The organism is Pseudomonas sp. p106 (assembly GCF_003936645.1).
In the GTDB taxonomy this organism is placed as follows: Bacteria; Pseudomonadota; Gammaproteobacteria; order Pseudomonadales; family Pseudomonadaceae; genus Aquipseudomonas; species Aquipseudomonas putida_E.
On the sequence record NZ_RHQR01000016.1, the window covers coordinates 94,902 to 120,649 of the forward strand.

21 protein-coding genes and 2 tRNA genes are annotated in these 25,748 nt (G+C 60.0%); 14 read left to right on the forward strand and 9 right to left on the reverse strand.

All coding sequences use genetic code 11. The annotated features are described in order from the left end of the window. Positions 1-46: 46 nt before the first annotated feature. The 4 genes from EGJ09_RS19375 to EGJ09_RS19390 all read right to left on the reverse strand — a co-directional run bounded on the left by EGJ09_RS19375 (position 47) and on the right by EGJ09_RS19390 (position 3,070). The gene (locus EGJ09_RS19375) at positions 47-1,612 is read right to left on the reverse strand and encodes an iron ABC transporter permease (RefSeq protein WP_125924571.1); all 1,566 of its coding nucleotides are present in this window, start codon (positions 1,610-1,612) and stop codon (positions 47-49) included. Beyond that, a complete protein-coding gene (locus tag EGJ09_RS19380) occupies positions 1,612-2,625 on the reverse strand; it encodes an extracellular solute-binding protein (protein ID WP_012316468.1) in 1,014 nt (337 codons plus the stop codon). The genes EGJ09_RS19375 and EGJ09_RS19380 overlap by 1 nt, the downstream gene beginning before the upstream one ends. Positions 2,626-2,809: 184 nt before the next feature. Further along, positions 2,810-2,896 (reverse strand) — tRNA-Leu (locus EGJ09_RS19385). 87 nt (positions 2,897-2,983) lie between these two features. Then, positions 2,984-3,070: transfer RNA gene (locus tag EGJ09_RS19390), tRNA-Leu, on the reverse strand. Between the two features lie 271 nt (positions 3,071-3,341). On the opposite strand from EGJ09_RS19390, the gene rnr reads away from it, so the two are divergent. From rnr to dnaB, 7 genes are all read left to right on the forward strand, one after another. Continuing rightward, positions 3,342-5,921, forward strand: a complete 2,580-nt coding sequence (gene rnr, locus EGJ09_RS19395; RefSeq protein ID WP_115273767.1) for a ribonuclease R — start codon at positions 3,342-3,344, stop codon at positions 5,919-5,921. Beyond that, positions 5,918-6,664, forward strand: a complete 747-nt coding sequence (gene rlmB / locus EGJ09_RS19400) for a 23S rRNA (guanosine(2251)-2'-O)-methyltransferase RlmB (RefSeq protein ID WP_012316466.1) — start codon at positions 5,918-5,920, stop codon at positions 6,662-6,664. The genes rnr and rlmB overlap by 4 nt, the downstream gene beginning before the upstream one ends. Before the next feature lie 308 nt (positions 6,665-6,972). Continuing rightward, complete coding sequence (rpsF, locus tag EGJ09_RS19405) at positions 6,973-7,398, forward strand: 30S ribosomal protein S6 (RefSeq protein ID WP_029612766.1); 426 nt, start codon at positions 6,973-6,975, stop codon at positions 7,396-7,398. 28 nt (positions 7,399-7,426) lie between these two features. Continuing rightward, entirely contained in the window at positions 7,427-7,657 is a 231-nt protein-coding gene (gene rpsR / locus EGJ09_RS19410; RefSeq protein ID WP_003249563.1) for a 30S ribosomal protein S18, read from the forward strand. A gap of 33 nt (positions 7,658-7,690) precedes the next feature. Further along, on the forward strand, positions 7,691-8,554 hold the full coding sequence (locus EGJ09_RS19415; RefSeq protein ID WP_046787807.1) for a hypothetical protein: 864 nt from the start codon (positions 7,691-7,693) through the stop codon (positions 8,552-8,554). Positions 8,555-8,574: 20 nt separating this feature from the next. Next, complete coding sequence (gene rplI / locus EGJ09_RS19420) at positions 8,575-9,021, forward strand: 50S ribosomal protein L9 (protein ID WP_012316464.1); 447 nt, start codon at positions 8,575-8,577, stop codon at positions 9,019-9,021. Between the two features lie 113 nt (positions 9,022-9,134). Further along, positions 9,135-10,532: a replicative DNA helicase gene (gene dnaB, locus EGJ09_RS19425; protein ID WP_046787808.1), complete on the forward strand. Its 1,398-nt coding sequence runs from the start codon at positions 9,135-9,137 to the stop codon at positions 10,530-10,532. 115 nt (positions 10,533-10,647) lie between these two features. Here dnaB and EGJ09_RS19430 read toward each other — a convergent pair whose 3' ends face one another. From EGJ09_RS19430 to EGJ09_RS19440, 3 genes are read right to left on the reverse strand one after another with little or no spacing between them, the layout of a single operon-like run. Next, on the reverse strand, positions 10,648-12,315 hold the full coding sequence (locus EGJ09_RS19430) for an ATP-binding cassette domain-containing protein (RefSeq protein WP_125924572.1): 1,668 nt from the start codon (positions 12,313-12,315) through the stop codon (positions 10,648-10,650). Between the two features lies 1 nt (position 12,316). After that, positions 12,317-13,471: a YcaO-like family protein gene (locus EGJ09_RS19435; protein ID WP_125924573.1), complete on the reverse strand. Its 1,155-nt coding sequence runs from the start codon at positions 13,469-13,471 to the stop codon at positions 12,317-12,319. Positions 13,472-13,521: 50 nt separating this feature from the next. Next, complete coding sequence (locus EGJ09_RS19440; RefSeq protein WP_115273771.1) at positions 13,522-13,620, reverse strand: alginate O-acetyltransferase; 99 nt, start codon at positions 13,618-13,620, stop codon at positions 13,522-13,524. Between the two features lie 534 nt (positions 13,621-14,154). Between EGJ09_RS19440 and EGJ09_RS19445 the strand changes: the two genes are divergently transcribed. After that, entirely contained in the window at positions 14,155-16,458 is a 2,304-nt protein-coding gene (locus EGJ09_RS19445) for a YgiQ family radical SAM protein (RefSeq protein WP_046787809.1), read from the forward strand. A gap of 544 nt (positions 16,459-17,002) precedes the next feature. Beyond that, entirely contained in the window at positions 17,003-17,452 is a 450-nt protein-coding gene (gene azu / locus EGJ09_RS19450) for an azurin (RefSeq protein WP_042111778.1), read from the forward strand. 115 nt (positions 17,453-17,567) lie between these two features. Here the strand turns inward: azu and nadE are convergent, their stop codons facing one another. Continuing rightward, on the reverse strand, positions 17,568-18,395 hold the full coding sequence (gene nadE, locus EGJ09_RS19455) for an ammonia-dependent NAD(+) synthetase (RefSeq protein WP_012316460.1): 828 nt from the start codon (positions 18,393-18,395) through the stop codon (positions 17,568-17,570). 3 nt (positions 18,396-18,398) lie between these two features. Beyond that, positions 18,399-19,604 (reverse strand): nicotinate phosphoribosyltransferase, encoded by a 1,206-nt coding sequence (gene pncB / locus EGJ09_RS19460; RefSeq protein ID WP_046787811.1) that lies wholly within the window; start codon positions 19,602-19,604, stop codon positions 18,399-18,401. Positions 19,605-20,072: 468 nt separating this feature from the next. Here pncB and EGJ09_RS19470 point away from each other — a divergent pair, with 468 nt between their 5' ends. The 5 genes from EGJ09_RS19470 to EGJ09_RS19490 all read left to right on the forward strand — a co-directional run bounded on the left by EGJ09_RS19470 (position 20,073) and on the right by EGJ09_RS19490 (position 25,167). Beyond that, positions 20,073-21,209, forward strand: coding sequence for a branched-chain amino acid ABC transporter substrate-binding protein (locus EGJ09_RS19470; RefSeq protein WP_012316458.1), 1,137 nt, complete (start codon positions 20,073-20,075; stop codon positions 21,207-21,209). Positions 21,210-21,363: 154 nt separating this feature from the next. After that, positions 21,364-22,278: a branched-chain amino acid ABC transporter permease gene (locus EGJ09_RS19475; RefSeq protein ID WP_012316457.1), complete on the forward strand. Its 915-nt coding sequence runs from the start codon at positions 21,364-21,366 to the stop codon at positions 22,276-22,278. A 2-nt stretch (positions 22,279-22,280) separates the two neighbouring features. Beyond that, complete coding sequence (gene livM / locus EGJ09_RS19480) at positions 22,281-23,582, forward strand: high-affinity branched-chain amino acid ABC transporter permease LivM (protein ID WP_125924575.1); 1,302 nt, start codon at positions 22,281-22,283, stop codon at positions 23,580-23,582. Continuing rightward, entirely contained in the window at positions 23,579-24,454 is an 876-nt protein-coding gene (locus EGJ09_RS19485; protein ID WP_012316455.1) for an ATP-binding cassette domain-containing protein, read from the forward strand. The genes livM and EGJ09_RS19485 overlap by 4 nt, the downstream gene beginning before the upstream one ends. Next, positions 24,451-25,167, forward strand: a complete 717-nt coding sequence (locus EGJ09_RS19490; protein WP_012316454.1) for an ABC transporter ATP-binding protein — start codon at positions 24,451-24,453, stop codon at positions 25,165-25,167. Before EGJ09_RS19485 ends, EGJ09_RS19490 begins: the two co-directional genes overlap by 4 nt. Positions 25,168-25,748: the final 581 nt, after the last annotated feature.

The window sequence follows — 25,748 nt, forward strand, 5'->3', positions numbered from 1 at the left end:
ATTCGTGTAACGCTAGCCCAGGCCGCATGGCAGCCTGGGCAAATTCTTAGGCCTTGTTCAAATACATCCGCGTAGTCAGCAGATACACCGGCAACCCCGAAACCACAATCAACAACGCCGCATAAGGCGCCGCCGCTGCGAACTCGACGTTGGCGGTATGCGCCCAGACCTCGGTGGCCAAGGTGGTCATGTCCGTCGGGCTGAGCAGCAGGGTGGCAGTCAGCTCCTTCATGGCATCGAGGAACACCAGTGCGAAGGCGGCCGCCAATGCCGGGAAGATGATCGGCAAGGTCACCCGGCAGAACGCCGCGAAACTGCTGGCACCCAGGGTGCGGGCCGCTTCTTCCAGGGTTGGCGATGCCTTGTTCAACGCGGTGCGCACAGGGGCCTGCGCCAAAGGCAAGAACAACAGCGCATAGGCCAGCAGCAGCAATGCAGTAGTCTGGTACAGCGCCGGCACGTAGTGCAGGGAAAACACTACCAGCGTCAGGGCGATCACCAGGCCGGGCAGGGCATGCAGCAGGTACGGCAGACGCTCGGCCCAGATCGCCAGGCGGCCTTTGTAGCGCACCACCAGGAAGCTCACCGGCAACGCCAGCAGCACGCAGAAACCGGCGCCGCCCAGTGACACCGACAGGGAGGTCAGCAGCGCCTTAGAAATCTCCGCCACCGGGAAAGCGGCCGAAGACCCCACGCTCAGCCAGTAACCGAGCATGGCCAGCGGAATACCGCTGCCCAGTATCGCCAGGCCCAGGCAGAACAGCTGCGCCAGCGGCGCCCAGCTACCCAGGCGTACCGGCTGCGCGCGGCGTGCCACGCCCTGACCGATGCGTACGTGGCGGGCCTTGCCGCGCACCTTCAGTTCCAGCCAGAGCATCACCAGGCACAGTGCCAGCAGTACCGCCGAGAGCATGGCGGCGTTGGCGTTGCTGAACTCCAGCTCGAACTGTTGGTAGATCGCCGTGGTGAAGGTCTGTAGGCCCAGGATCGACAACGCGCCAAACTCCACCAGCATGTGCAGGGCGATCAGCAATGCGCCGCCGAGCATCGACGGCCACAGCAGCGGCAGGGTGACCTTGGTGAAAACGCCCCAGCGGCTGCAGCCCAGCGTACGCGCCGACTCCTCAAGCGAAGTGTCGAGGTTGCGCAGGGTGGCGGCCACCGGCAGGAATATCAGCGGGTACTTGGACAGGGCCATGACCAGGATAGCTCCGCCCAGCCCCTCGAAGTCCGAGCTCAGCGACACCCAGGTAAAGCTGCTGACGAACGAAGGTACGGCGAATGGCAGGCATAGCACTACGCCCCACAGCCGACGGCCCGGCAGGTTGCTGCGTTCGAGCAGCCACGCCAGCGCCAGGCCAACCACCATGCACGCCAGCGTCACCCCGACCATCAGCATCAGGGTGTTGCGCATCAGGCCCCAGACGAACGGGCGCCAGAGCAGGTGCAAGGCTTCTCGCCAGCCGGCTTCCCAGGCTTTCATCGCGACGTACAGCAATGGCAGCAAGCTCATCGCCACCAGAAACAGTACAGGCAGCACCACCCAGATGGAGGGGCGCTTGCGGCGCGGTACGAAGCGTACCGGCACCGGCTCGGACAGGGCGGCGGTCATCAGAGCAGGCCGACCTCGCGTTCAAGCTCCAGCGCTTCCTCGGCATTGCCCAGGTCGGCCGGCGAGATTTTCGGCGGGCGCAGGTCTTCGAACGGCTTCAGGCCACGGTCGGAGACCATGCCTTTGTGCAGCGGGTATTCCGCGGTGGTCTGGGTGATCACACGCTGACCTTCTTCGCTGGCCATCCAGTTGAGCAGGGCCTGCGCTTCTTTCGGGTGCTTGCTGGCCTTGACCGCTGCGGCGCCGGAGATGGTCACCAGGCCGCCGGCATCGCCGTCTGCCAGGTAATACAGCTTCGAATCGAGCTTGCCGCGCTCGCGCTCCAGGGCGTACCAGTAGTAGTTGTTCACCAGCACGGCGGCGACTTCGCCTTTTTCCACGGCCTTGAGTGCGACCATGTTGTTGGTGTAGGTCTTGCCGAAGGCTTTCAGGCCGGTCAGCCACTCTTCGGCAGCGTCACGCCCGTGCATCTTGAGGATGGCCACGGCCTGTTCCTGGAATGCACCGCTGGTCGGTACGAAACCGACCTTGCCGTCCCACTCGGGGTTGGCGAAATCCATTACCGATTGCGGCAAGTCTTTCTCATCGATCTTCTTCGGGTTGAACACCACCACGCGGGTGCGGGCGGTCACGCCCATCCAGGAGCCGTTGGCGGCAACGTATTCCTTGGGCAGCATGTTCAGCGTGGCGTCATCGATCTTCGCCAGCAAGCCCAGTTCGCCCAGGTTGTTCAGTGGTGGCGATTCTTCGGTGTAGATGATGTCGGCCGGCGAGCGGTCGCCTTCCTCGATGATCTGGCTGGCCAGCTGATTGCTGCTGCCTTTGCGGATATTGATATGGATGCCGGTCTTGGCCTCGTAGGCCTTGGCGATGGCTTCGCCGATTTCCTTGTGTTGACCGTTGTACATGGTCAGAGTGACCGGGTCGTCTGCCATGGCGGCCGGAGCGCCCATCACCAGGCTAAGGACAGCGGCGGCCAGGGTGCGCATCAGCGGTTGCGGACGGATCGTCATGCGGGTACTTCCTCGCTTACGGCTACATATTTGGAAACAATGGTAAACGAAATCGTTTCTCAAGTGGCCGTGTGACGAGAAATTCATGGTTAGCCCATCGTCGGATGGCTGGCCATGCAGGGGAGGGTGACACAAAAATCGCAGGCAAGAAAAAACCCACTAGCAAGCTAGTGGGTTTTTTGAATGGTGCCCAGGAGAAGACTCGAACTTCCACGACCGTTAAGTCACTGATACCTGAAACCAGCGCGTCTACCAATTCCGCCACCTGGGCAAAGCTTTACATCGTCTGATGAAGGCGACTATCGTTCGCTTTCACACAGTAGTAACAGATCCTTGGTCATCTGTTACTTGAAATACTTGGTGCCCAGGAGAAGACTCGAACTTCCACGACCTTGCGGTCACTGATACCTGAAACCAGCGCGTCTACCAATTCCGCCACCTGGGCACACATTCGAGATAAAAAGATGCTTTACAGCGCCGTTCATCTCTACTACAACTTCGGGGTTGTCCGTCGTTGTGGTGCGCACTATACGGACGCTCCCAGGGGCTGTAAAGCCCTTGATCAAAAAAAATTTCAAAAAATTCAACTTGTTGATTCCACACGCCTATTGCCGCACTGCGGACATGCTGCTGGGGCTGTCCAAGCCCGACATTTCCGGTTTCAATAGGCCTATGCCAGAATTCATATCTATATACCCCAAGGTGAACCCCTTCTGATGGCCGATTGGCAATCCCTCGATCCCGAGGCCGCTCGCGAAGCGGAAAAATACGACAACCCTATCCCCAGCCGTGAGCTGATCCTGCAGCGCCTTGCCGACCGTGGCGAACCGGCCGCGCGCGAGGAGCTGGCGGCCGAGTTCGGTCTTTACGAAGAAGACCAGATCGAAGCTTTGCGCCGTCGTCTGCGCGCCATGGAGCGTGACGGCCAGCTTATCTATACCCGGCGCGGCACATATGCCCCGGTAGACAAACTGGACCTGATCTGCGGCCGTATCTCCGGCCACCGCGACGGTTTCGGCTTCCTTATCCCTGACGATGGCAGCGACGACCTGTTCCTCAGCCCGTCGCAAATGCGCCTGGTATTCGATGGCGACCGTGCCTTGGCGCGTGTCTCGGGGCTCGACCGCCGTGGCCGCCGTGAAGGTGTGCTGGTAGAAGTCATTTCCCGCGGCCACGAAAGTGTGGTCGGCCGCTACTTCGAAGAAGGCGGCATCGGTTACGTGACGCCGGACAACCCGAAGATCCAGCAGGAAGTGCTGGTGACCGCGGGTCGTAACGGTGGCGCCAAGATCGGCCAGTTCGTCGAGATCAAGATCACCCACTGGCCAACCCCGCGGTTCCAGCCACAAGGCGATGTGGTCGAAGTGATCGGCAACTACATGGCGCCGGGCATGGAAATCGATGTTGCCCTGCGCAGCTATGACATCCCGCACGTCTGGCCCCAGGACGTGATCAAGGAAGCGCGCAAGTTCCGCTCCGATGTCGAAGAGAAGGACAAGGAAAAGCGTATCGACCTGCGCCACTTGCCCTTCGTCACCATCGACGGCGAAGATGCCCGCGACTTCGACGACGCTGTTTATTGTGAGCCGCTTGGCAAGCTGCGGCTGTTCTCTGGTGGCTGGCGCCTCTATGTGGCCATCGCCGACGTGTCCAGCTACGTGCGTCTGGGCTCTGCCCTGGATGTCGAGGCGCAGCAGCGTGGCAACTCGGTGTACTTCCCCGAGCGTGTTGTCCCGATGCTCCCCGAGGAGCTGTCCAACGGCCTGTGCTCGCTGAACCCGCACGTCGATCGCCTGGCCATGGTCTGCGAAATGACCATGAACAAGGCCGGCCAGATGGTCGACTACCAGTTCTACGAAGGGGTGATCCACTCCCATGCCCGCCTGACCTACAACAAGGTCAGCAGCATGCTCGAGCATGCCCGTACCCGCGAGGGCAAGGCGCTGCGCGAGGAGTACCAGGAGGTCCTGCCGGACCTGAAGAACCTGTACAACCTGTACAAGGTGCTGCTCGATGCCCGTCACGCCCGCGGCGCCATCGACTTCGAAACCCAGGAAACCCGCATCATCTTCGGTGAAGAGCGCAAGATCGCGGAAATCCGCCCGACCGTGCGCAACGATGCCCACAAGCTGATCGAGGAATGCATGCTGGCGGCCAACGTCGCCACGGCCGAGTTCCTCAACAAGCATGGCGTGCCGGCGCTGTACCGCGTGCACGATGGCCCGCCACCGGAGCGCCTTGAAAAGCTGCGTGCCTTCCTCGGCGAGCTGGGCCTTAGCCTGCACAAAGGCAAGGACCCTTCGCCCAAGGACTACCAGGCACTGCTTGCAAGCATTGCCGGGCGCCCGGACTTCCACCTGATCCAGACGGTGATGCTGCGTTCGCTGAGCCAGGCGGTATACAGCACCGACAACAACGGCCACTTCGGTTTGAACTACGAGGCGTACACGCACTTTACCTCGCCGATCCGTCGTTACCCGGACCTGCTGGTGCACCGCGCCATCCGCAGCATCATCCGTTCCAAGGTCGATACTCCGCACGTCAAGCGTGCCGGCGCCATGAGCATTCCCAAAGCGCGTATCTATCCGTACGACGTGAACACCCTCGACCAGCTCGGCGAGCAGTGCTCCATGACCGAGCGCCGCGCCGACGAAGCCACCCGTGACGTTGTCAACTGGCTCAAGTGCGAGTTCATGAAGGACCGTGTGGGCGAGACCTTCCCGGGTGTGATCACTGCGGTCACCGGTTTTGGGCTGTTTGTCGAGCTGACCGATATCTACGTCGAAGGCCTGGTGCATGTCAGTGCGCTGCCGGGTGACTACTACCACTTCGACCCCGTGCATCACCGCTTGTCGGGTGAGCGCACCGGGCGTAGCTTCCGTCTGGGCGACACCATCGAGGTCAAGGTCATGCGCGTTGACCTAGACGAGCGCAAGATCGACTTCGAAGTGTCCGATCAGCAGCTCGCTGCGCCGATAGGGCGCAAGGGCCGTGGCGCCGCACCGGCTGCAGAAAAGGCCGAGCAGCAGCCAGTGGTGGAGGCCAAGGCCACACCGAAACCGCGCAGCCGCAAGAGCGAGACCGCCGAGGCTTACTTCCCGAAAGATGCCGTGCAGCGTAATGCTGAAGTGCGCAAAAGTCGCGAAATGAAGAAGGCGCTGATGACCGACGCGCGCACTGGTGGCAACGCCGGCAGCAAATCGGACAAAGGCGGCAAGCCCTCCGGCAAGCCCACCAAGCACCGTAAAGGCCCGCCGAAATCCGGCGCGCCACGTAAGAGCAAGAACAAGTCATGAGTCAGCTGGAAAAAATCTACGGTGTGCATGCCGTGCAGGCGCTGCTGCAGCACCATCCGAAGCGGGTCAAGCAGATCTGGCTGTCGGAAGGGCGCAGCGAGCCACGCATCCAGGCGTTGCTGGCGCTGGCCGCAGAAAACCGTGTGCAGGTTGGCCAGGCCGAGCGCCGTGAGCTCGATGCCTGGGTCGAGGGCGTGCACCAGGGCGTTGTTGCCGAGGTCAGCCCAAGCCAGGTGTGGGGCGAATTGATGCTCGAGGAGTTGCTTGAGCGCACCGAAACGCCACCGCTGATCCTGGTACTGGACGGCGTCACTGACCCGCACAACCTCGGCGCCTGCCTGCGCACCGCCGATGCTGCCGGGGCTACGGCAGTGGTGGTGCCCAAGGATAAATCGGCGACGCTGACACCGGTGGTGCGCAAGGTGGCCTGCGGCGCAGCGGAAGTAATTCCGCTGGTGGCGGTGACCAACCTGGCGCGTACCCTGGAGAAGCTTCAGCAGCGTGGCCTGTGGGTGGTGGGTACGGCCGGTGAGGCCGAGCAGGAGATCTATCAGCAGGACCTGACCGGCCCGTTGGTGATGATCATGGGCGCGGAAGGCAAGGGCATGCGCCGGCTGACCCGTGAACACTGCGATTTCCTGGTCAAGTTGCCAATGTCGGGCAGCGTCAGCAGTCTGAACGTTTCAGTGGCTACGGGCGTCTGCCTGTTCGAGGCAGTGCGCCAGCGCCAGGCCAAGCGCTGATCTGTCGACACTGTAGCGGCCCTATCGCCGGTAAGCCGGCTCCCAAAAGCACCACGCCAGGTTCAATGGCTGTGGTGCTTCGCTGCAAGCCGGCGAGCTGGCGGTAGGGCTCGCCCAAGGTAAAGTGTTTCCGGCTGTTCAAATAATCGCCAATCACCTTGCTTGTGTGCACCGCCTTCTCTACAATTGCGCCCCTTGCCGAGCTGGCAGGCGCACATGTGCCTCCCCTCCATGGCAAGACATACAGTGTCATTCACTCCTTGTCTGACCAGATACGCTGGCAGACTACTAACCCGTAAGGAGCATTCATGCGTCATTACGAAATCATCTTCCTGGTTCACCCGGACCAGAGCGAGCAAGTCGGCGGCATGGTTGAGCGTTACACCAAGCTGATCGAAGAAGATGGTGGCAAGATCCACCGCCTGGAAGACTGGGGTCGTCGTCAACTGGCCTACGCAATCAACAATGTTCACAAGGCTCACTACGTGATGCTGAACGTTGAGTGCACCGGCAAGGCCCTGGCCGAGCTGGAAGACAACTTCCGCTACAACGATGCCGTGATCCGTAACCTCGTCATCCGTCGCGACGAAGCCGTAACCGGTCAGTCCGAGATGCTGAAGGCCGAAGAGAACCGCAGCGAGCGCCGTGAGCGTCGTGAGCGTCCTGAGCATGCTGACTCCGCCGACGGCGACGACAGCAATGACAGCGACTCCAGCGATAACGCTGACGAGTAATCCACGGACCTTTTGAGGAGCCTATTACATGGCACGTTTCTTCCGTCGTCGTAAATTCTGCCGCTTCACTGCTGAAGACGTGAAAGAGATCGACTTCAAAGATCTCAACACCCTGAAAGCTTACGTATCCGAAACCGGCAAAATCGTTCCAAGCCGTATCACCGGTACCAAAGCTCGTTATCAGCGTCAGCTGGCTACCGCTATCAAGCGCGCCCGCTTCCTGGCCCTGCTGCCCTACACCGACAGCCACGGCCGCTGAGACCGGGTTGTCGACAAGTAGTAAGGGATAAGCATGCGAGCGTTGGCTGATTTCATCATGCGCGGTCGTGTGCAGGCCACCTTGGTGGTGGTCGTGAGTGCGGTATTACCGCTGCTGTTCTGGTTGAGTGCCGCTGCCGGGAGCCTTGTGCTGCTGCGGCGCGGGTTCAAGGACGCTTCAACGGTCATCGCTTTCGGCCTTTTGCCGGCGGTGGCCATTTGGGCCTTCGGTGATCCAAGCACCTTGCTGGTGCTGTTGGGAACACTGGGGCTGGCCGCCTTGTTGCGTGCCGGGCATTCCTGGAGCCGGGTGTTGTTGTCCAGTGTTGTGTTGGGGTTGGTCTACAGCCTCATCCTGGACGCGGTACTGCGCGAAACCTTCGAAGTGTTGGCCAAGGCGCTTTCCGAAGCGTTGCCGCAAATCGAAGGCAAGCCAGTCATTCCCGGTGAGCTGATCGGCCCTGTGCTGGTCGCTTCCACAGCGGTGATGCTGCAGTTGTTCAGCGTGCTGGCTTTGATGCTGGCGCGTTATTGGCAAGCAGCGTTGTACAACCCTGGAGGCTTCGGTCGCGAGTTTCGCGCCCTGAAGTTGCCGCGGGCAGTCATGCTGGCTCTGGTTGCCGCGATGGTGTTGGGTCCGTTCATCGGCCCGCAGTTCATCGTCCTGGCTTCCGCGTCCAGCCTGGTGCTCGTCCTGGCCGGCATCGCCTTGATGCATGGGCTGGTGGCACAGGGTCGGCTGGCCGGTTTCTGGCTGGTCGGCATGTACGTGACACTGCCGCTGATACTGCAGCTGATTTATCCGTTGCTCGTGGTTCTGGCCATTGTCGACAGCCTGATTGATTTTCGCGGTCGCAAGTCCCCTGAGGGGAATGACTCCGCGAACGGTGAAGGTTAAAAGTTAAGAGGTTTTACCAAATGGAACTGATCCTGCTGGAAAAAGTCGCTAACCTGGGCAACCTGGGCGACAAAGTTAAGGTTAAGGCTGGTTACGGCCGTAACTTCCTGCTGCCATTCGGCAAGGCCACCGTTGCCAACGCCGCCAACCTGGCTGCGTTCGAAGAGCGTCGCGCCGAGCTGGAAAAAGCAGCTGCTGACCGTAAATCGTCGGCTGAAAGCCGCGCTGCCCAACTGGCCGAGCTGGAAGTGACCATCACTGCCACCGCTGGCGACGAAGGCAAGCTGTTCGGTTCGATCGGCACCCACGACATCGCTGACGCCCTGACCGCCTCCGGCGTTGAAGTGGCCAAGGCTGAAGTTCGTCTGCCGAACGGCACCATCCGTCAGGTTGGCGAATACGACGTAGCCGTGCACCTGCACAGCGACGTTGAAGCCACCGTACGTGTGGTCGTCGTAGCTGCCTAAGCTGCGCTGACTGGGTAGCTCCTCGCGGGCTGCCCGGTTAACATCGGGCACGTCCTGTCTCTGAACAGGCCGTGCCCTTTGTCTTTTTCATCCTCCAGAATTCTTTCGTGGCCATGAACGAGATCACCAATCCCGAACAGCTAGACCTGCAAACCGCTGCCCTCAAGGTGCCGCCGCATTCCATCGAGGCCGAACAGGCCGTGCTCGGTGGCCTGATGCTGGACAATAACGCCTGGGAGCGGGTGCTGGATCAGGTTTCGGATGGCGATTTCTATCGGCATGACCACCGCCTGATCTTCCGTGCCGTGCACAAGCTGGCCGACGCCAACCAGCCGTTCGACGTCGTCACCCTGCACGAGCAACTGGACAAGGAAGGCTTGTCGACCCAGGTTGGCGGGTTGGCGTACCTGGCAGAGCTTGCCAAGAACACCCCGTCGGTTGCCAACATCAAGGCCTACGCCGCGATCATTCGCGAGCGGGCAACGTTGCGCCAGCTGATCAGCATCAGTACCGACATCGCCGACAACGCCTTCAACCCGCAAGGGCGCAATGCCGCCGAAATCCTCGATGATGCCGAACGGCAGATCTTCCAGATTGCCGAGGCCCGGCCCAAGACCGGCGGCCCGGTGGGCGTCAACGAACTGTTGACCCTGGCTATCGACCGAATCGACACGCTGTTCAACTCCGACAGCGACATTACCGGTGTTTCCACCGGGTTCACCGACCTGGACGCGAAAACCAGCGGCCTGCAGGCTGCCGACTTGGTCATCGTGGCCGGCCGTCCGTCGATGGGTAAGACCACCTTCGCCATGAATCTCGTGGAAAATGCCGTGTTGCGTACCGACAAGGCGGTGTTGGTGTTCTCCCTCGAGATGCCAGGTGAGTCGCTGATCATGCGTATGCTCTCGTCCCTTGGCCGCATCGACCAGACCAAGGTGCGTTCCGGTCAGTTGGACGATGACGACTGGCCGCGCCTGACGTCGGCGGTCAACTTACTCAACGACCGCAAGCTGTTCATCGACGATACCGCCGGCATCAGCCCCTCGGAGATGCGGGCGCGTACCCGCCGCCTGGCGCGTGAGCACGGCGAGATCGCCATGATCATGGTCGACTACCTGCAGCTGATGCAGATCCCGGGCTCGGCCGGTGACAACCGGACCAACGAAATTTCCGAGATTTCCCGCTCGCTAAAGGCCTTGGCCAAGGAATTCAACTGCCCGGTCATCGCCCTTTCGCAGCTCAACCGCTCCCTGGAACAGCGCCCGAACAAACGCCCGGTGAACTCCGACTTGCGTGAATCGGGTGCAATCGAGCAGGACGCCGACGTGATCATGTTCGTGTACCGGGATGAGGTGTACCACCCGGAGACCGAGCACAAAGGCGTTGCCGAAATCATCATCGGCAAGCAGCGTAACGGCCCCATCGGCTTCGTCCGCCTGGCGTTCATCGGTAAGTACACCCGCTTCGAGAACCTCGCACCGGGCATGTACAACTTCGACGACGACGAATAAATCTGCTTTCATGCAGTTGCGCATAACTCACTGAGTTTGCAAGGCCCGTTCGAAGCGGCTTCAGCCGTGAAGAATTCAGTGCGGCGGGTCGCACCGGCTGCGCCGTTGTTCGGGGCTAAAGCCGGTCCCGCAAGGTGTGCGACGCGCCGGCTAGCTCAGGGTTCTGAGCAATTTTCGCTTGCACCTGGCTAACTATCCGCCCCTCGCTCAGTGTGATCACTCGGTCAAATCGTGACAGCGCGCTTTGATCATGCGTCACGCAAATCAGCCCTCTCCCTTGGAACGCTTCGAACAACAGATCCCAGGTACGCTCGGCCGATCCGGCATCGAGCCCAGCTGTGGGTTCGTCAAAGAAATTGAATTCGCCTGGCTGATTGAGAACGCGTAGCAGCGTCAGCCTTCGTGCTTCGCCGCCCGAAATGGATTCTGCGCGTGCATCCAGGTCAAGTTCGTACCAGTCTTTATCCAAGCCCAGCCGCTCAAGCCATCGTTCGATTTGAGCGCGATCATGATCATGCTCGAACAGTACTGCACGGGGCAGTGGGCCGGGTAGAAAGTGCGCATCCTGAGGGCAGAGTCTTAAGCGACTGAACTGCGCGCAAGCATCGAGCTCAGCCAGGCACCTGCCGTACAATTGAACATGCTCGCGCAACTGGAATACCGTTCCAGCCAGCGCATGCAGAAGCGTCGATTTGCCGCACCCGCTGGACCCTATCAGCGCGACCCGTTCTCCTTTGTGCAGCACCAAGGGTTCTTCGATTTGCAGTTGCACACTGTTCCGAGCGCTTAGCAGGCACGGGGCGATGCGCAGCCCTGCGTTATTATCATGTGATTTCGACTCAGCAGAGCATGTCGGACCGAACGGCGGGAGTCGGAGCCAGTGTTCAAGTTTTTGTTTGTCGAGCCTGAACTGGTCTAGTAGTCGCCAGGCCTCAGCCAGTTGCGCAACCCCTGCCAGCAATCCGCTCACCAAGGTGAAAAGAGCAACGAGTTCGCCCAAGCTCAATTGCGGTGTTGTCAGAGCCTGATCCTGGATGCCCCACATGAGCAGACCGCCACTGCCCAGGCCAATGAACAAAGTGCGCAAGCCCTGAACCCAGCCCCCGCTGTGGGCTACCCTCACCGCTGAGTCGGCATAGGCCGAGAGTGTATGGTTGACCGGGAGCATCGCCGCATGCTCCGCCTTTTCCAGTTTGACCGTCGCCGCGCTCGCGAAGGTATCCACCCATTGTTCCGCCAGTTCATCCTCTCGCGAGTTCACTGCCTCTATATGTGGTCGGCGCCAGCGCACCAGTCGATCATTTGCCCATAGATACGCCAGGCTCAAGGGGATGAGACCGATCAATACCGAGGTAGCCCCCAGATATGCGAAGAGCGTAATCAGCACTGTAGCTTCAGCTAGTACCGGCCAAGCTGAACCAATCAGAAAGCCTAGCCAGCGCTCCTGTGCCGTAATTCCCCTATCCAGCACCTTTACCAGTGTTCCGCCATGGAGTTGTCCATAGGCCTCGAAGCGTTTGTCCAACAACGCTCGGCACCAGCGGATGGAGAGCTGTTTCACGCGATCCTGGCAGAGCCGTGCAAGACACCAGGCTTGCAAAGGGGTCATTGAGGCTTGTAATGCGATAAGGCATATGAAGGCTCCGAGTAGAAGCTGGGTAGGCGCGGCTGAGCTGGATATGTTGTCAATGATGTCGGCCAGTATCAGGGCGGGTACGACGGTCGCGACTTTCAGGACCAATGTCGCGCTCAAGGCGGCGATGATTCCTCGATAGATATGCATGTCATTCCCTAATGCCTTTGAATGCGCTCTGCGGCGCGACTGGAATACCTGATCTGATCAGGTGGAATCGCTCCAGTCCGGGTATGAAAACCTGCAGAACCGTGGCGAGATTCGGGTGTTCATAAAGTGTGCGATAAAATACGGCCTTATTTTGTTTTTTCAGATTGATGTGTATGCGCTTGATTTGCCCGCGCACGCTGAGCTCGGTGTGCGGAGGGTGAAACGTGGGCACGGCGTACGTGGGGCAGGGATTTATAAGTGAAGCCAGCCGGGCTGAGTGGGCAAGCATTTTTTCAGCAGAGAGGTCTTCTTGTTTTTCTCTTGGGCCATAAAGTTGTTTGCACTGAAGGTGCTCGGTTACGGCACGATACATTGCAGTGTATGGGTCGAGTGAACTACCGGAGCCTACGCTACTGAGTGAGCCTTCTGTTTTATCGGGAGAAACAGCGATGCAAAATGGCACCTCATAGAAATCGTGGGTCAAGAATATTTTCAGTTTCTTTGCGTGACGAAGAAGCTCGGCATCATGAGCGAAGGTCTCTTCCAAGAATGAAGTAGAGGGGCGGTAGAGTTCTGGCGGTGAGGCCAGTCCGCAGAGTGACAGGTAGTAAACCGAGAGGGCGTGGCGTTCGATCGCTTCATTAATGGCGTGTAGCAGAGCCTCGTTCTCTGTGCAACCAAGAGCTGTGCCAGAGTTGGTGGCATATTTGGAAAGAAAGCCCGCTGCCGTTTTTTCTATGTCATCAATGTTTCTGGTTGATGGTGCTATTATTATTGCAGGTATTTTTATTTCGTCGTAGCTGTCCAGGCCTTGAAGTCTGAGATAAGGTACCTGGCAACCAGGCGGTAGTGAGTTGAGCAACCAGTCGTCAAATGGTTCTATCGACTTCAATATTTGGTCGCTGTCGATGATGGTAGAAGTTATATCGTCGACGAAGTAATGCTCCAGGCTTTCGGCAAGCGCTCCAAGTTCGCAGTACTCGCCCTTTCCTGCTCCGCAAGAGACCTCTTTGTAGGCGCTGTCGTACAAGTGGCAGGTGGCGACCAGTTTGTTGGTTCTTGCTAATGTTGTTCTTGAATTAAGTCCCAAGTGCTGATGCAGCCTGGTCAGGCGATCGTAGGCTTCGTCTATGTTCAGCTCGCGCTCGGTAATCATCTATGACTCCTTGGTAGTGCCAGAAGGGGTAGCCCCTTCTGGCTTATCGCTTACAGGAGGTTGAGGAAGTCAATCTCGGATTCGATGAATGTGTAGTTCATCACGCGAGGGATCTGCAGCGTGTTGATTTCAGAACGACGACGTCCCATGGTTAGTACTCCTTCAGAGTTGGTTTGAGTGCGCTTTCCGCGCATGAGTGTTGTATCACTTATTTTTTTGCGGGTTCAAGAACTGGTCGGGATTCGTGGCGGAAAGTTATCGTAGGATTTCTTCCCGGTGTTTGAAGTTCGATTCCTACAATTTTTTAAGAGGCAAAGAAAACGTTCTAACAATTAACAAGTTAGCGTTTGCTGAGGGTTAGAGGGGCTAAATATTCTGTAAAAAATCTGGAAGGATTACGGTCGCTCTTCAAAGAGGAGGTGCGATCATCATAGAGCTGAGCGGGTACGGGTTTCCTGCGGGCAGTCGCTCTGATCCTTGGGCCCGTCCCGATCTCATCGGCGCCGAAACTGTTTTGGTAAATACTGGCGACCCAACCACAAACCCCCAAGCCAGCCACGTGGCGCTTCCCGCCCCAACCGTCGCCCCACCCGCCAATCCCCACGAAGGCAGTCGGATTTGGTCAAATTTTGTGCTATATTCCGCGCCCGCGATTTCCCTGCACAACAGAACCGGTCACTGACATGCAAGCAGCCAAACCACTCTACGACTATCCCAAGTACTGGGCCGAATGCTTCGGGCCAGCACCTTTCCTGCCGATGAGCAGGGAGGAGATGGATCTGCTCGGCTGGGATTCCTGCGACATCATCATCGTGACCGGTGATGCCTACGTCGATCATCCGTCATTCGGCATGGCCATCATCGGCCGCCTGCTGGAAGCCCAGGGCTTTCGCGTGGGCATCATTGCCCAGCCGAACTGGCAGTCCAAAGACGATTTCATGAAGCTTGGTGAGCCGAACCTGTTCTTCGGCGTCGCGGCGGGCAACATGGACTCGATGATCAACCGCTACACCGCAGACAAGAAAATCCGCTCTGACGATGCCTACACCCCGGGCGGCATGGCCGGCAAGCGCCCTGACCGCGCCAGCCTGGTGTACAGCCAGCGCTGCAAGGAAGCCTACAAGCACGTGCCGATCGTGCTCGGTGGCATCGAGGCATCGCTGCGCCGCATCGCCCACTATGACTACTGGCAGGACAAGGTTCGCCATTCGATCCTGATCGACGCCAGCGCGGATATCCTGCTGTACGGCAACGCCGAGCGGGCGATCGTCGAGGTCGCCCAGCGCCTGTCCAGTGGCCAGAGCATCGAAAGCATCACCGATGTGCGCGGTACCGCATTCGTGCGTCGTGACACGCCCGAGGGCTGGTACGAGATCGACTCGACCCGCATCGACCGCCCTGGCCGCGTCGACAAGATCATCAACCCGTACGTCAATACCCAGGACACCCAGGCCTGCGCCATCGAGCAGGCCAAGGGCGACCAGGAAGACCCGAACGAAGCCAAGGTCGTGCAGATCCTCGACAGCCCGCGCATGACCCGCGACAAGTCGGTGATCCGCCTGCCATCGTTCGAGAAGGTGCGTAACGACCCGGTGCTCTACGCCCACGCCAACCGTGTGTTGCACCTGGAGACCAACCCGGGCAACGCTCGTGCGCTGGTGCAGAAGCACGGCGAAGTGGATGTGTGGTTCAACCCGCCACCCATTCCAATGACCACCGAGGAAATGGACTACGTGTTCGGCATGCCCTATGCCCGTATTCCGCACCCGGCCTACGGCAAGGAGCGCATCCCGGCCTACGAGATGATCCGCTTCTCGGTGAACATCATGCGTGGCTGCTTCGGCGGCTGTACCTTCTGCTCGATCACCGAGCACGAAGGCCGGATCATCCAGAACCGCTCCCACGAGTCGATCCTGCATGAAATCGAGGAGATGCGTGACAAGGTGCCTGGCTTCACCGGCGTGGTCTCCGACCTTGGCGGGCCGACGGCCAACATGTACCGCATCGCCTGCAAGAGCCCGGAGATCGAGAAGCACTGCCGCAAGCCGTCGTGCGTGTTCCCGGGCATCTGCGAAAACCTCAACACCGACCACAGCTCGCTGATCGAGCTGTATCGCAAGGCACGCGCCCTGCCGGGTGTGAAGAAGATCCTGATTGCGTCGGGCCTGCGCTATGACCTGGCAGTGGAATCGCCGGAGTACGTCAAGGAGCTGGTCACCCACCACGTGGGCGGTTACCTGAAGATTGCCCCGGAGCACACCGAGCGTGGCCCGCTGGACAAGATGATGAAGCCCGGCATCGGCTCCTACGACCGCTTCAAGCGCATGTTCGAGAAGTACTCGAAAGAGGCGGGCAAAGAGCAGTACCTGATCCCGTACTTCATCGCTGCGCACCCAGGCACCACCGACGAAGACATGATGAACCTCGCCCTGTGGCTCAAGGGCAACGGCTTCCGCGCCGACCAGGTGCAGGCGTTCTACCCGTCGCCCATGGCCTCGGCCACAGCCATGTACCACTCGGGCAAGAACCCGCTGCGCAAGGTCACTTACAAGAGTGAAGGCGTTGAGATCGTCAAGAGCGACGAGCAGCGCCGCTTGCACAAGGCGTTCCTGCGTTATCACGACCCGAAGGGCTGGCCGATGCTGCGTGAGGCCCTGGAGCGTATGGGCCGTGCCGACCTCATTGGCCCGGGCAAGCATCAGTTGATCCCGCTGCACCAGCCGCAGACCGACACCTACCAGAGTGCACGGCGCAAGAACTCGACGCCGGCCGGCAGCCACAAGGTGGGCAAGGATCAGAAGATCCTCACCCAGCACACCGGTTTGCCGCCGCGTGGCAGTGACGGCAGCAAGCCGTGGGACAAGCGTGAGAAGGCCAAGGCTGAAGCGTTCGCCCGCAACCAGCAGGCGGCCAAGGAACGCAAGGAAGCGGCAAAAGGTGGTGGCAAAGGCAGCAAGAAGCCGCGCCAGCCTGTCATTCCGCGCTGATTGATTCTTGGGGCTGCTTTGCAGCCCATCGCGACACAAGGCCGCTCCTGCAATGTCCGCGCAAGCACAATTCATTTGGCAGCGCGGTCGATGTTGGAGCGGCCTTGTGTCGCGAAAGGACCGCAAAGCGGTCCCAAAAGCCTCTGGGTCAATCAGGCTTCTTGTCGACCCACTTCGCCGCCAAGGCCGAGAAAACCACGCGACTTCTAGTTGAGTCCATTCGCATCAAACAAACCTGGCCTTAATGTTCGAAGGCAGTTGTCACTCCGGGCGGGAGAATTCACAGATCGCACCGCTGGCCCCGTGGGCGTAGGCGGCGAGCAGGCTGTTCATGAAACTTGAGAGGGCCATTGCAGTTGCTCCTGAATGAGAGGTTGTCCCATCGTCCATTAAAAGGGCATGATGTGCCCTTAGATTGGTTGTATACAATCCATTGAACAATTCAACTGGCTGGCCACTTGACACCCTTTGATGCATGTCAGCAAGGGGCTGAACGGTTTCAGGCAGTCTCGCAATTGATAAAACCCTGCCAAGGAGATTCATGATGTTTGCGAAAGCTGTAGCGGTATCCCTGCTGACCCTCGCCAGCGCCTCCGTCTTCGCCGCCGAGTGCTCGGTAACTGTCGACTCGACTGACCAGATGTCCTACACCACCAAGGAATTCACCGTCGACAAGAGCTGCAAAGAGTTCACCGTGAAGCTGACCCATTCCGGCAACCTGCCGAAAAACGTGATGGGCCACAATCTGGTGATCAGCAAGACTGCCGACATGCAGGCCATTGCCACTGAAGGCATGAGCCAAGGCATCGACAAAGGCTATCTGAAGGAAGACAACGCCAACATCATCGCCCACACCGCGATGATCGGTGCACCTGAGAAAGAAACCGAAGTGAAGTTCGACACTTCCAAGCTGGAAGCGGGTGGCGATTACAGCTTCTTCTGCACCTTCCCCGGCCACATCTCGATGATGAAGGGCAAGGTTGTAGTCAAGTAATGACAGCTTGAAAGCAGGGGAGGGCTTTGCCCTCCTTCGCGACACAAGGCCGCGCCTACAGTCCTGTAGGCGCGGCCTTGTGTCGCGAAAGGGCCGCAAAGCGGCCCCAGAGGTCTCACGGTGCGAACGGCAGTTCGCGCTTGTGTTGGGTCTTGCGGTAGGTGGCGACGATGATGTCGAACGCTTCCTGCTCAACCGGCAGCCCATGCAGGAATGCATCGATCTGCTGGTAGGTCACGCCATGCGACGCCTCGTCAGGCTTGCCTGGTTCCAGGTCTTCCAAATCCGCAGTAGGCACCTTCTCCACCAGCGATTCCGGCGCCCCAAAGCTGCGCGCAATGGCCCGCACCTGGTTCTTCACCAGGCCGCTCAACGGGGCCAGGTCGCAGGCACCGTCACCAAACTTGGTAAAGAAGCCCATCACTGCCTCGGCGGCGTGGTCGGTGCCGATCACCAGGCCAGCGCGGGCGCCAGCGATGGTGTACTGCGCGACCATGCGCGTACGCGCCTTGACGTTGCCCACGACGAAGTCCACCAGTGACGGCGAGCCGTCTTTCAATGCTTGCACCTCTGCGGCCAGCGCACGCACGGCAGGTGCAATATCAACGGTGTGCACTTCATCGGCGTTGATCACTTCCAGGCACGCCTGGGCGTCGTGCTCGTCATGCTGTACCTGGTACGGCAGGCGCACGGCAATGAAGCGGTAGGCCGGGTCGCTGCTTTCGGCGCGCAACTCGTTGATGGCGCGTTGGGCGAGCAGGGCGGCAGTCAGCGAGTCGACGCCCCCGCTGATGCCCAGTACCAGGGTCTTGAGACGGGCGTTGGCCAGGCAATCCTTGATGAACGCCACGCGCCGGGCGACTTCGGCCTCGAGCGCAGCGGCGTCTGCGAACGGCGGCTGCACGTTGAGCGCCTGGGCAATCTCTTGCTGAACGGCTTGCATGGGTTACTCCTTGCTGGGGATTTTGAACACGTGACGCATGTAGGCGACGAAGTTCTCGTCGCGGCACTGGGTCTTGGCGGCCTCGTCAGAGATCTTCGCCACCGGCGAGCCGTTGCAGTCGGTCATTTTAAGCACGATATTCATCGGCGCCACGCCGGGGATGTCGCAGGTCAGGTTGGTGCCGATGCCGAAACTGACGTTGATGCGCCCGCGCAGGGCACGGAAGATCTGCAGCGCGCGGGTCAGGTTGAGGCCGTCGGAGAACACCAGGGTCTTGGTCATCGGGTCGATCCCCAACCTCTGGTAATGGGCGATGGCCTTTTCCGCCCAGGCCACCGGCTCACCCGAGTCGTGGCGCAGGCCGTCGAACAGCTTGGCGAAGTACAGGTCGAAATCGCTGAGGAAGGCATCCATGGTGATGCAGTCGGTCAGGGCGATGCCGAGCAGGCCGCGGTACTCCCGGACCCAGCAGTCCAGGGCGGCGATCTGGCTGTCGATCAGCCGCGGGCCGAGCTGCTGGTGGGCCATGATCCATTCGTGGGCCATGGTGCCCAGCGGCTTGATATCCAGTTTCCATGCCAAATCGACGTTGCTGGTACCGACGAAGCGGGCCGGGAAGTCATCGCGCAGTACCCGCACCACCTCCTCCTGCACGCGGCTGGAAAAACGCCGGCGGGTGCCGAAGTCGGCCACTTGCAGTTCGGCCAGTTCGTCGGCGCTGGCATGCGCCTGTAGCCAGTCGAACTTGCGGTAAAGTTGGTCACGGGCCTCGGCCAGGCGCATGCGTGGGTGCAGGTGGCGGTTGCGCACTTCGCTGATGATGGCCAGCAGCGGGACTTCGAAGAGGATCACATGCAGCCAGGGCCCTTTGAGGCGCAGGTACAGCTGGTCGCCCTCGATACCAACCTGCACATAGCGCAGGTTGAAACGGAACAGGCGCAGAAAGCGCAGGAAATCGGGCTTGAGGAAGCTGATGCGTTCGAGGAAGGCCAGCTGGCCATCATCGAGGGTAAGTTCGCTCAGCCGTTCGAGCTGGTTGCGGATCTCGCCCAGATAGGGGCGCAAGTCTTCGCCATTGCGGCAGCGGAATTCCCACTCCACGTCGGCATCCGGGTAGTTGTGCAGCACGCCCTGCATCATGGTGAGCTTGTAGAAGTCGGTGTCGAGCAGGTTGTGCACGATGCGCTCAGCGAATGCGCTCTCGCTCATCAGGGTGGGCTCCAAAGCGGCGAATGGCGGTCATTGTGCCACAGGAAACGCGCCGAACTTGCCGGCAACGCGTTACCGGCGGGAGCGGGTGCGTGTGTGAAGAGGCCGAAACAGACAAATCAGGTGTTTTTCCGTGCACCAGCTAGCCTTGAAACGGTGCCGCCTGTAGCAGTTGCGCACCAGGGGTGTGCACTTCGGTGACGTCTGCTGTTACAGGGTGGTTGCACGTAAACACTTGTCAGGGTTGCAATGATGGCACTCGGTGGTTGCTCCTTGTTTGCGCGCATGGTGGCGCTTGTCGCGTGGCAGACGGTTGCACACTCAGTAAAGAAAAGGCCGTCGGTCGCCTCGACGCGGCCCCAACAGTGTGATTTCCCGGAAGACAAAACCGATGGCACGGCCCTTGCTCTGAGCACAGGGCTGAGAAGTTGTAGTGCCAACCAAAAAAAACTCTAGGAGCACCACCTCATGTCGCAGACGTTTTACAAGAAAGGTTTCCTGGCACTGGCCGTGGCTACGGCACTGGGTGTTTCTTCGTATGTTCAGGCCGACGTCAAGATCGGTGTCGCGGGCCCGATGACCGGGGCTAACGCAGCGTTTGGCGAGCAATACATGAAAGGTGCCCAGGCGGCAGCTGACAAGATCAACGCTGCCGGTGGCGTCAACGGCGAAAAAATCATCCTGGTCAAAGGCGATGACGCCTGTGAGCCGAAACAGGCTGTATCGGTTGCCAACCGTCTGGTCGATCAGGACAAGGTAATCGGTGTGGTAGGCCACTTCTGCTCCTCCAACACCATTCCAGCTTCCGAGGTGTATGACGAAGCAGGCGTGATCGCCATCACCCCTGGCTCTACCAACCCACAAGTCACCGAGCGCGGGCTGAGCGCCATGTTCCGCATGTGCGGCCGTGACGACCAGCAGGGCATCGTTGCCGGTGACTACATCGTCGATGTGCTCAAGGGCAAGAAGGTGGCGGTGCTGCACGACAAGGACACCTACGGCCAGGGCCTGGCCGATGCAACCAAGGCGCAGCTGGAGAAGCGTGGCGTCAAGCCGGTGCTGTATGAAGGCCTGACCCGTGGCGAGAAAGACTTCAGCGCCGTGGTGACCAAGATCCGTTCCACCGGTGCCGACGTGGTCTACTTTGGCGGCCTTCACCCCGAAGCCGGTCCGCTGGTGCGTCAGCTGCGCGAGCAAGGCCTGAAGGACGTCAAGTTCATGTCCGATGACGGTATCGTCACCGACGAACTGGTCGCAACCGCGGGCGGCGCCCAGTACGTGGACGGCGTGTACATGACCTTCGGTGCCGACCCGCGCATGCTGCCAGACAGCAAGGCGGTGGTGGAAGAATTCCGCAAAGCCGGCACCGAGCCTGAAGGCTACACCCTCTACGCCTACGCTTCGCTGCAAGCCCTGGCCGCTGCCTTCAACGGCGCCAAGTCGAACAAGGGCGAAGACGCTGCCAAGTGGCTCAAGGCAAACCCGGTGCAGACCGTCATGGGCGAGAAGAAGTGGGACAGCAAAGGCGACCTGACTGTCTCTGACTACGTGGTCTACCAGTGGGACAAGGACGGCAAGTACCACCAGCTGGAAAAACAAAAATAACAACGGCAGCCAGCCCGGGCCTGCGCCCGGGCCGATGCCCCTGCGGTACCTGTCTTTATTCGGAGATCTGCACGGTTCTGCGCTGCGAGGGCCGCTTTATCCGTGGCCTGGCGTGCTCGGCGCTTGTGCAGTCTCGCTCAGGTGAGATTGCGTTATGGATGGTATTTTCCTGCAGCAACTGGTCAACGGCCTGACCCTCGGGTCGGTCTATGGCCTGATCGCCATCGGCTACACAATGGTCTATGGCATCATCGGCATGATCAACTTCGCGCACGGCGAGGTGTATATGATTTCCGCGTACCTCGCGGCAATCAGCCTGGCATTGCTGGCTTATTTCGGTATCGAGTCGTTCCCCCTGCTGATGTTGGGCACCTTGTTGTTCACCATCGTCGTCACGGGTGTGTATGGCTTCACCATTGAACGCATCGCCTACAAACCCCTGCGCAACTCCACCCGCCTGGCACCGCTGATCAGTGCCATCGGCATCTCGCTGATCCTGCAAAACTATGCGCAGATCAGCCAGGGCGCCCGCCAGCAAGGCGTGCCGACCCTGCTCGAAGGCGCCTGGCGCGTCGAAGTGGGCACTGGCTTCGTGCAACTGACCTACACCAAGATCTTCATCCTGATTGCCGCATTCGTCGGCATGGGGCTGCTCACCTATGTGATCAAGTACACCAAGCTCGGCCGCATGTGCCGCGCTACCCAGCAAGACCGCAAGATGGCCTCGATCCTTGGCATCAACACCGACCGGGTGATCTCCTACGTGTTCGTCATCGGCGCGGTGATGGCTGCGCTTGCCGGTGTGCTGATCACCATGAACTACGGCACCTTCGACTTCTACGCCGGCTTCATCATCGGCATCAAGGCATTCACCGCTGCGGTGCTCGGCGGCATCGGCTCGCTGCCCGGCGCCATGTTGGGCGGGATTATCCTGGGTATTTCCGAGTCGTTGTTCTCTGGCCTGATCAACTCCGACTACAAGGACGTGTTCAGCTTCTCGCTGCTGGTGCTGATCCTTATCTTCCGCCCACAAGGCCTGTTGGGTCGCCCGCTCGTGGCTAAGGTGTGAACATGTCCACTGCCAAAACTGCCTCCGTTTCCGAAACCCAAGGTTTCGATCTCAAACGCAGCTTGCTCGAGACCATCGTCGCCGGCCTGCTCGCGCTCATTGTCTTTGGTCCGGTCGTCGGCGTGGTGCTCGACGGCTATAGCTTCAATGCCGAACCCCGCCGCGTGGCCTGGCTGGTCGGTGGCGTGATGGTCGGGCGCTTCCTGCTCAGCCTGTACCTGCAGACCGCCGCAGGCAAACGCATGTTGCAAGGCTTCGACAGCGGCGGCTCGGGGGTGCACGTCAATGCACCGAACTACAAGTCGCGTCTGCGTTACATCATTCCGGCGCTGATCGTGATCGCCATCGTCTTCCCCATCTTCGCCAACAAGTACCTGCTGACCGTGGTCATCCTCGGTCTGATCTACGTGCTGCTGGGCCTTGGCCTGAACATCGTGGTGGGCCTGGCGGGCCTGCTCGACCTGGGCTACGTGGCGTTCTACGCCATTGGCGCCTATGGCCTGGCGCTGGGCTATCAGTACCTGGGGCTGGGGTTCTGGAGTGTGCTGCCACTGGCGGCCATCGCCGCGGCTCTGGCGGGGTGCATACTGGGTTTCCCGGTGTTGCGCATGCACGGTGACTACCTGGCGATCGTGACCCTGGGCTTTGGCGAGATCATCCGCCTGGTGCTGAACAACTGGCTGTCGTTCACCGGTGGCCCGAACGGCATGCCGGCCCCGGCGCCGACCTTCTTTGGCCTGGAGTTCGGCCGTCGAGCCAAGGATGGCGGGGTGCCGATCCACGAGTACTTCGGCTTCGATTACAACGCCAATCTGAAGTTCGTGTTCATCTATGCCGTGCTGTTCCTGGTCGTGCTGGCGGTGCTGTACATCAAGCATCGGCTGACCCGCATGCCGGTTGGCCGCGCTTGGGAAGCGCTGCGTGAGGACGAAATCGCCTGCCGCTCGATGGGCCTGAACCATGTGCTGGTCAAGCTTTCGGCCTTCACCCTGGGGGCCTCCACTGCGGGCCTCGCCGGGGTGTTCTTCGCCACCTACCAAGGCTTCGTCAACCCGTCCTCGTTCACCTTCTTCGAGTCGGCGCTGATTCTGGCCATTGTCGTACTGGGCGGCATGGGCTCGACCGTGGGCGTGGTGATCGCTGCGTTCGTACTGACCGTAGCGCCGGAGCTGCTGCGCAGCTTCTCCGAATACCGGGTGCTGCTGTTCGGTGTGCTGATGGTGCTGATGATGATCTGGCGACCGCGTGGGCTGATCCGCATCAGCCGCGCCGGTGTGGTCCCGCGTAAAGGAGTGGCGCCATGAGCGACGAAATCATTCTCTCGGTCGACAACCTGATGATGCAGTTCGGTGGCATCAAGGCGCTCAGCGACGTCAGCCTCAAGGTCAAGCGTAACCAGATCTTCGCCCTGATCGGCCCCAACGGCGCCGGCAAGACCACGGTGTTCAACTGCCTGACCGGTTTTTACAAGGCCAGCGGCGGGCGCATCGAGCTGAACGTGCGCGGCAGCCATACCAACGTCATCCAGTTGCTTGGTGAGCGCTTCCAGGCGGCGGACTTCGTTTCGCCGGCACGTTTTGGTTCGCGCCTGTACTACAAGATGTTCGGTGGCACCCACCTGGTCAACCGCGCGGGGCTGGCGCGCACCTTCCAGAACATTCGCCTGTTCAAGGAAATGTCGGTGGTGGAAAACCTGCTGGTCGCCCAGCACATGTGGGTCAACCGCAACCTGCTGGCCGGCGTGCTCAACACCAAGGCCTACCGCAAGGCCGAGAGTGATGCCCTGGACCACGCATTCTACTGGCTGGAGGTAGTCGATCTGGTCGACTGTGCCAACCGCCTGGCCGGGGAGCTGTCGTATGGCCAGCAACGCCGCCTGGAGATCGCCCGGGCCATGTGCACGCGGCCGAAGATCATCTGCCTGGACGAGCCGGCGGCCGGCCTCAACCCGCAGGAGACCGAAGCACTTAGCCGTATGATCCGCGTGCTGCGTGACGAGCACGACATCACCGTGGTGCTGATCGAACACGACATGGGCATGGTCATGAGCATTTCCGACCATATCGTCGTGCTCGACCACGGCAACGTGATCGCCGAAGGCGCGCCGCAGGATATCCGCCACAACCCGACGGTGATCGCCGCCTACCTGGGTGCCGACGAAGAGGAGCTGGTATGAGTGCACCCATTCTGGAACTGAAGGACCTGGACGTGTTCTACGGGCCGATCCAGGCGTTGAAAAAGGTCTCGATGCACATCGATGAAGGTGAGACCGTGAGCCTGATCGGCGCCAACGGTGCCGGCAAGTCGACCCTGCTGATGTCCATCTTCGGCCAGCCGCGCGCAGCCTCGGGGCAGATTGTCTACCGTGGCACCGACATTACCCGCAAGTCGTCGCACTACATCGCATCCAATGGCATCGCCCAGTCGCCGGAAGGGCGCCGGGTGTTCCCCGACATGAGCGTCGAGGAAAACCTGATGATGGGTACCATCCCTATCGGTGACAAATATGCCAGTGAGGACATGCAACGCATGTTCGAGCTGTTCCCTCGGTTGAAGGAGCGGCGCAACCAGCGTGCGATGACCATGTCCGGTGGAGAGCAGCAGATGCTGGCCATTGCCCGTGCGCTGATGAGTCGGCCCAAGTTGCTGTTGCTCGACGAGCCGTCGCTGGGGCTGGCGCCGATCGTGGTCAAGCAGATCTTTTCGACCCTGCGCGAACTGGCCAAGACCGGGATGACCATCTTTCTGGTGGAGCAAAACGCCAACCATGCCTTGAAGTTGTCCGACCGGGCTTATGTCATGGTGAACGGCGAGATTCGCATGACCGGCACCGGTCAGGAGTTGTTGGTCAACGAAGAGGTTCGCAGCGCCTATCTTGGCGGGCACTAAGCTGAATCCGGGGCTGCTGTGCGGCCCCCGATCGGCATCACCTGGCGAATGTGGACAACTTGTCGCATATCTTTCTTGAGCTTTGCCACAACCCCTACGCAAGCCATTGTTTCCACGGGCTCATTGTTGTCCACGGATAATGTGGAGCCGCCTGTGGAAAACATGGTGGCATCTAGCTGCAACCCAATGAAATCAAGGCCTGCACGATTCTGTTCATATTTTGATCAGTTGCTGTTATGAGTCATTCAGCGCGGGTTTTCGCAGACGCCTTAGAGCGCTAACGATAGGCTACCAGCCTGTGGATAACTCTGTGCGAAACCCTTGGACAGACTGCTGTAAGCGGCATGTTTGAAAGGGTGCGCCATTACCGCAACGCGTGATCCTGACCGTAGGTGGCTGAAAGGGTTCCGCCTGATGGCGAAGTTGCCCCCAATCCGTGGGGAAAGCCTTGTGGATAACATGCGCATAGCTCGCGCTGGACCCTCTGCCATGCGGCTTTGCGGGTAATGTACAAAAAATGACCAACTGCCTCGATGGCTTGCTGACTACGCCCGTCGCGGGCATGCTGCAAAGCTTGCCGA